Source organism: Flavobacterium sp. (assembly GCF_039932285.1).
In the GTDB taxonomy this organism is placed as follows: Bacteria; Bacteroidota; Bacteroidia; order Flavobacteriales; family Flavobacteriaceae; genus Flavobacterium.
Map to the genome: position 1 here is coordinate 1 of NZ_JBDTQE010000106.1, position 6420 is coordinate 6420.

The following is a 6420-nucleotide window of genomic DNA, read 5'->3' on the forward strand; positions in this document are numbered from 1 at the left end:
AAAACATACGGTTTGAATGAAGGTGGTAGACCAGGTCTAATATTTTTTAATGATGAATTAACTGAATGTGGTGGACTTGTATTTACTGGAAGAAAAGACCCGAAAACAGGAGGATATTTTGCTTCAGGACATTTTTCTTTTGACCAATATGACCAAAATCAAGTCCTTTATCTACAATATTTAGATGACAATGGTTCAAAAAAAACTGGACTTTTTATAGACGATTGGCATAAAGAACCAAATTTTGCAGAATTTAGAAAAAAATATAAAGAAGCAGAAAAAATTCCAGATGAAAGCGAAAGAAAAAAGAGGTTGGAAGAAATGAAATTTCCAAAAAATTCAGAACCAGCGTTTGCAAATAGAGTGTTTATTGGAAAAGATTATAATAAAGATGCCGTGTTAAACTTATCAGATATCAAAGGAAAAGTTAGGTTGCAAATGAAGGTTGATTCTCTTGGAAATGGACAAATACTTTTCTTTAATGAGGATGGTAAAATAACTTCTAAATTTCCTGAAAAATAAAAACTACAGCTAGCATCGGTTTGCCAACACGGCGGGATTTGTTCTAAATGGAAGACTTTTACTTCTTTTGAAGTTCAATAATAATAGAAAGTTTCAGCATTTTTATCCGCCACATCGCAAAGCCGATAAACGCTATAACTCATTAAAAAATAGTGTATATAAAAAATTCCGACTAATGGTACACATTTATAATCTTTCTTGGAAACATACAATTATCTTATTAATTTTGAATTAACACTCCTTATTAACACCGAAAAAAGCATTATTACTAATTGGTATCAACAATCATTTGTCTTGAACAGACGTCTTATTGACAAAATAAAAAATATTACGCTACCTACTATTTGACTAATTTTATAATTAAATTCAAATTAAGATGTAAGGCAAAATACCACTCATAATGAATATGGTCTGCCACAGATGCCTACTTGCGGTTGAAATAGTAATGAACGACTTATCCATTCCATTTCAAAGCGTGTCAATTGGTGAAATACACCTCTCAAAAGAAATAAAGACCCCAGAAATTTAGCTACTTAGTGACAATCTAAATACTATCGAATTGGACTTACTCGACAACAGACGAAGCGGTATGATGGAAAAGCCTGAGCAGCTCATTATCAAAAAAGCATGAAACGAAGTTAATTCTATCGATAATAAAAGAACAATTTAACAATTCCTTTCAGACAACTTATTCCACGAATACTACAATATAAGTAATTTGTTTTCTTAAATTGAAGGGCTTACCATCGAAAATCACCACATCGAGCATTGCATTGAAAAAGTAAAAGAATTGCTGGTATATTGCAAGAGAAATGTGTCTGAAATCGCATTTAATATGGAATACAGCAGCGTGGCGCATTTATCAAATCAATTTAAAAAAGTAACAGGACTAACTCCAACGCACTTCATAAAGGTCGCGTCTCAAAAGAAAAAGTTATTGGACGAAATATTGTAAAAAGGCAAGAAACCAAAATTGTGTAAATACAACCCGAAGAACCGAAATCACTTCGGGTTCAATATGCTTTGCTTTTTTACCAGTAATACAATAACAATTAAATTTAAACAATTAATAAATGGTAAAGGGATTTTAAATGAAAATCAAAAATGCAACAATCCAAATTGCACTTGCGAAAATCGTAATTAAACATTCCCAACAAATGTAATAAGCCACTCAATGTAGTGGCTTATTTTTTATTTAAACCTCAAAGTAAATAAATTTAAGAATGCTGACAATGGATACAGTCAACTTAATTCCGTCTGAAAATGGCGCAAAGTTGTCTTTTTTTAGCAAGTAATTCATAGGACTTTTGCAAAAAATAAATAGAGTTTTAATCATCAATCACCAAATCACACGTCATTGTATCCATTCGCCTTTCAGTCTGAGATTACAAATACCAAAAAACAAATTATAATTATGAGTAAAAAATTAAATTCACTAGTAATCGTTGCCTCTGCATTTGTAATGTCATTCGGTTATATGCCGGTACAAACGAAAAACGCTCAAGCTGATCAAATAATTGGCACATACTGGTCTCCAAAAAAAGATGCCAAAATCAACATTTACAAGAAAGGAAGCAATTATTATGGAAAATCCGTATGGGTAGCCAAACCGCGCAAGGATACCAAAAATCCAGATAAGAGTTTACAGTCACGCGATGTTCTTGGAATTGAATTACTTACCAAATTTTCTTTTGAAAATGAGGTATACACAAGTGGAACTATTTATGATCCCGAGAGCGGTACTACTTATAAATGCAAAATGACTATCGAAGGTAAACACCTTAGAGTGCGAGGCTATATAGGCATATCCTTATTTGGTAGAACCGAACTTTTTGAACGTATACCAACTAATAATTAAATTATGTTACTAGAACTATTTTGGGGATTTACAACTGCACTTTCACTATTTGTTTTGATGCCCTTCTTGAAAAAAATTATTCCTGCTAATTTAATTGCGGCAACCATACTTGTAGCCATAGGGTTTATCTATGTTGGTTTTGCCCTAAAAGAAAATGCAATGAGTGACATTGTATTAGAAGTAATAGCAGCGTTAGTGTTCTATTTTATTGCCTTGATTGGCTTTGTAAAGAATCCAAAACTAATAGCTATCGGAATCTTACTGCATGGTATTTGGGATTTCATCCATCATCTTACTGACGCAACGGTAAACCCGACCTATTGGCCAGTCTACTGTCTTACGATAGATGTAATTTGGAGTATTTACTTTTACAACATTTTCAATAAACAAGCTAAAAAATCAAACAAGTAAGTTATTTATAACGGACTAATAAAATAGTGCAACAGCCATGAAAAAGAAAAACAAAATCGATTATAGAAATTCGCTTATAGAGAAGATGGGAGTACCTATTGAGCAAGGTGAAACAATAAATGGTACCATTAGAACTAATTATTTAGCTTCAGGCAGTGGCGATCATGTGATTTGTTTACATGGGGCTGGTGCGGGTGCTGTAACTTGGTATCCATCGATTGGCGCTATGGCTGAAAAATTTCATGTGGTAGTGCCGGATATTGTTGGTTACGGAGAATCTGACAAACCCAATGCACCGTATGATCGTCCCTATTTTTCAAAATGGTTGAAAGACTTCCTAATACAAATGAAAATCGAAAAGGCTCATATAGTAGGATTGTCTCAAGGAGGTGCAATAGCGCTACAGTTCGCCATAGACTATCCAGATAGGGTTAACAAACTTGTAGTAGTTGATTCTGCAGGCCTAGGCGCAAAAGTTGCTTTTTGGCCGTTAGTAGGAATGATATGGATGAATAGTTTTCCCTCCGCGATGGCAAATCGTTTTAATGCTCCTTTCATACTGCATAAGCCTGAAAACCGAGATAGTAACCATAGTCGCTACTCTGTTGCTGTTCTTAAATCCGCTGGAGGAAAAAATGCGTTCAAGCAAGGAAGAGGTTCAGCTGTATCCAAAATACCTGAAGAAGCATTGCAACGTATATATAACGAAACCCTTATCATTTGGGGAAAAGAGGATAAATTATTTTCACCCGAATTTGGTGAAGCAACTACCAAAATAATGCCTAATGCAAAATTTCATCTAATTCAGAATGCAGGACATTTGCCGTTAATAGACCAACCAGAAATTTTCAATAAAATCCTCTGCGATTTTTTAATCGCATAAAGGCTTATTTATAGAAGTTAGGTCTTAGCTGCTCGTTGCTTTTTTTTGATTAGTTCTTATCTATTCAATATTAAGTAATTTTTTCGCTTTTTTTATGTCAATTTGGTTTTCGCTTCCGATTTCAATGAAACATTTTGTTTGCCAATTTTGTGTTTTTTGCGCTTGTTTGTTTTCTGCTAAACTCCAAGTTGGATAAACTCTTATTCCACGTTTTCCTTCTTTATTAACGTTTGTTAAGATTTTATTTTCACTTAAAACTGTTTTACTAAAAATGAAAACGCCAAGTTTAGTTGCTTGTCTTGTCGCAATTAAATAAAACTCAAAATCATCGGCTACATTATGCGGTGCTGTTATTCCGTGCTCGTTCCGCTTCCAAATTGATACAAATTGACCAGTTTTGGTTGGCGTTATTTTTGCCATTCTGAATTTCACTTTCTGTTTATTCAGCTCAAAATTATGTGCAAAATAGTCTTGACTTTCTGATTCAGTTGCTATATTTTCAAATTCAATTCCACAAACTTGAAAAATAGATTTATTTATTAATGCTAATTCGGAAAATAGTTTACTTGAATTTATCAACTTTTATTGAATTTTTGGTTTTAAATTTAATGTAATGTACATCTATTATAGGATTTTTATTGTCGCGCGGCAATGACAGCTAAGTTTTGCGACTTTAAGAATTGGCGAACTTCAAAACCGCATATTCTTCACTAAGATATTATTTCTTGCAAAAGAGAAACGTGGATTTATCACATTTCTTGCATTTAATAAAAATGCAGTAGTTTTCATTCCTTTTTCGTTACGGTGGAATGGAGAATTTCTAATTTCCATCCACTTTGTGTTAAAATTGCGTTCGTACTTTCCAACCAATGAGATTTTGTAATAATTTTATTTTCAATAGAGAATACAGCTTGATTTCGGTATGCAATCCAAGCCATTCCTTTAAAAATTTTAATTTCAATAAATTCAATTGAATTCACTCGAATAGGAATTGTTTTTTTAAGTATCGCATTGTCTAAATAATTTGTAATTGAATCAATATTCCACACAACTCCATTTTCCAAAAGTAGAAAATCCTTTGTGTAGTATTTATCGATATTTTTAGAATTTAATTCCGACCATATTTCGTCAAAAGATTTTATAATTAATTCTTTTATCTGTGATTTATACTTTTCGATTGAGCTTTGTCCAAATGATATCATTGAGAAACTTATCATTAAAATTATGTTATTAAGTATCGTCATTTTTTGTTTTAAATTTATGTTATTCTATATAAGAATTTTAGTGTCTCGAAATTGTAGTCGACTCGTATATATGTGCCATAAAATGGCCTCAATCTACCTAAAATTAATAACTACCGTATTTACAAACTTCTCCGTTAAGAAACAAATAATCGTTTGGCAAATCCTTTTTGTTTCCAAAACGTTTGCAAAGTTCGAATTTCTTCTGTCTTTAAATTTATTTTACCTTGTTTGCCGTTCAATAGATTCTCGTTCATAAAAAAAATTGTGACTAACTGTCAGCCTTAATTTTTAAAATCCGTTGTAATTGTCGCGCCGATTTATAACCACATTTTGAAGCGATATATTCAATCGTATATTCCGGATTATTCAACATCGTATTGGCATATTCTTTTCGCAACAAAGTTAGATACTCTAATACCGTTGAACCTGTCTTTTCCTTAAAGATCCTACTCAGGTTTCTCGGACTCATATTAACCATATCAGCTAGCATTTCACCGCTATTCTCTTGTGATAAATTATCAATAAGATAATCTTGCACCTTGTGAATTTGGGGGTTGATATGGTTTCTGTAATCAAGGTAAATACTTTGTTGCTTATGAGTACCACTTCTGCGGTTATAAACCACCAACTCTCTAGCTACTTTATGCGTAAAAAGAGGTCCTTTTAAATCTTCCAATATCGCTAAGGCCAAATCAATACCGGCACTAACTCCAGCGCTAGTATAAACGTTATTACTTTTGACATATAAAATATCCGACAGCACTTTAGCCTGTGGAAATTGTTGTTGCAACGCTTCAACCCTACGCCAATGTGTCGTGCACTCCGTATCTTTAAGTAACCCAGCTTTCCCTAAAACAAAAGCGCCATTGCAAATAGAGCATACGGTAATGTGGTTATCTGAAGAATCTTTTAACCAAGTGAAAAAATCTTTTTCAGCTCCGAAAGCGATACTGCTCACATAGTCAAAATTCATTCCTGGAACCAAAACATAGTCACCTTCTGTTAATTGAGCTTTTGAGTAATGATTAATTGTTCCAAACCCCAAACCTGCAGTAGATACTGGTTCGGAGGTATAAGAATAAAATTTAACTTCTGCATCAAAACCATAAGATATGGCCTCCATAAATACCTGTACAGGTCCTGCTAGGTCTAATAATTCTACAGTTGGAGGTATAATAAATGCTATTGTTTTCATAGTTGATATTTTAATTAGATAAAGATAAAACAAAAGCCCATAGCATAACAGACAAAAAGATGTCAAAATAGGACGTGGGATTTGTTGTTAGAGATGAGATAGATAAAGGTTAGTCGGGCAACTTTTCAATTTCTATGCCAAATTGATGCAAAGCTTTTTTCAAAAGTGGAGTGATATCGTGTTTACTATCAACTCGAAGAATATTATCGCAGTCCTCTAGGTCAAAGTTCCATGAAGCGTTTGATAACAATTTATTCAACTTTGGCTGTAACTGCTTAGCTTTACTTTTACTGTTAATATTGGTTTT

At 33.0% G+C, this 6420-nt stretch carries 7 protein-coding genes and 1 pseudogene; 4 read left to right on the forward strand and 4 right to left on the reverse strand.

Annotated features, from left to right (window positions below; genetic code table 11):
- The 4 genes and pseudogenes from ABI549_RS13120 to ABI549_RS13135 all read left to right on the forward strand — a co-directional run.
- A pseudogene (locus tag ABI549_RS13120) lies at positions 1-522 on the forward strand (hypothetical protein); the annotation flags it as partial.
- 1414 nt (positions 523-1936) lie between these two features.
- Positions 1937-2380, forward strand: a complete 444-nt coding sequence (locus ABI549_RS13125) for a DUF2147 domain-containing protein (RefSeq protein ID WP_348076914.1) — start codon at positions 1937-1939, stop codon at positions 2378-2380.
- A gap of 3 nt (positions 2381-2383) precedes the next feature.
- Positions 2384-2791, forward strand: a complete 408-nt coding sequence (locus tag ABI549_RS13130) for a DUF6010 family protein (protein ID WP_348076915.1) — start codon at positions 2384-2386, stop codon at positions 2789-2791.
- An 85-nt stretch (positions 2792-2876) separates the two neighbouring features.
- Entirely contained in the window at positions 2877-3674 is a 798-nt protein-coding gene (locus ABI549_RS13135; protein ID WP_348076916.1) for an alpha/beta hydrolase, read from the forward strand.
- Between the two features lie 60 nt (positions 3675-3734).
- Here ABI549_RS13135 and ABI549_RS13140 read toward each other — a convergent pair whose 3' ends face one another.
- From ABI549_RS13140 to ABI549_RS13155, 4 genes are all read right to left on the reverse strand, one after another.
- Complete coding sequence (locus ABI549_RS13140) at positions 3735-4253, reverse strand: MepB family protein (protein WP_348076917.1); 519 nt, start codon at positions 4251-4253, stop codon at positions 3735-3737.
- A gap of 206 nt (positions 4254-4459) precedes the next feature.
- Positions 4460-4918: a DUF4440 domain-containing protein gene (locus ABI549_RS13145; protein ID WP_348076918.1), complete on the reverse strand. Its 459-nt coding sequence runs from the start codon at positions 4916-4918 to the stop codon at positions 4460-4462.
- Positions 4919-5186: 268 nt separating this feature from the next.
- Positions 5187-6113, reverse strand: coding sequence for a DJ-1/PfpI family protein (locus tag ABI549_RS13150; protein WP_348076919.1), 927 nt, complete (start codon positions 6111-6113; stop codon positions 5187-5189).
- A gap of 109 nt (positions 6114-6222) precedes the next feature.
- Positions 6223-6420: hypothetical protein (locus ABI549_RS13155; protein ID WP_348076920.1), on the reverse strand; the 198-nt coding region annotated here is incomplete at its 5' end.

What these genes read in the sequence shown, in the direction of transcription:
- ABI549_RS13125 (WP_348076914.1), top strand. Translation starts at nt 1,937, where the DNA reads ATGAGTAAAAAATTAAATTCACTAGTAATCGTTGCCTCTGCATTTGTA.
- ABI549_RS13130 (WP_348076915.1), top strand. Translation starts at nt 2,384, where the DNA reads ATGTTACTAGAACTATTTTGGGGATTTACAACTGCACTTTCACTATTT.
- ABI549_RS13135 (WP_348076916.1), top strand. Translation starts at nt 2,877, where the DNA reads ATGGGAGTACCTATTGAGCAAGGTGAAACAATAAATGGTACCATTAGA.
- ABI549_RS13145 (WP_348076918.1), bottom strand. Translation starts at nt 4,918, where the DNA reads ATGACGATACTTAATAACATAATTTTAATGATAAGTTTCTCAATGATA.
- ABI549_RS13150 (WP_348076919.1), bottom strand. Translation starts at nt 6,113, where the DNA reads ATGAAAACAATAGCATTTATTATACCTCCAACTGTAGAATTATTAGAC.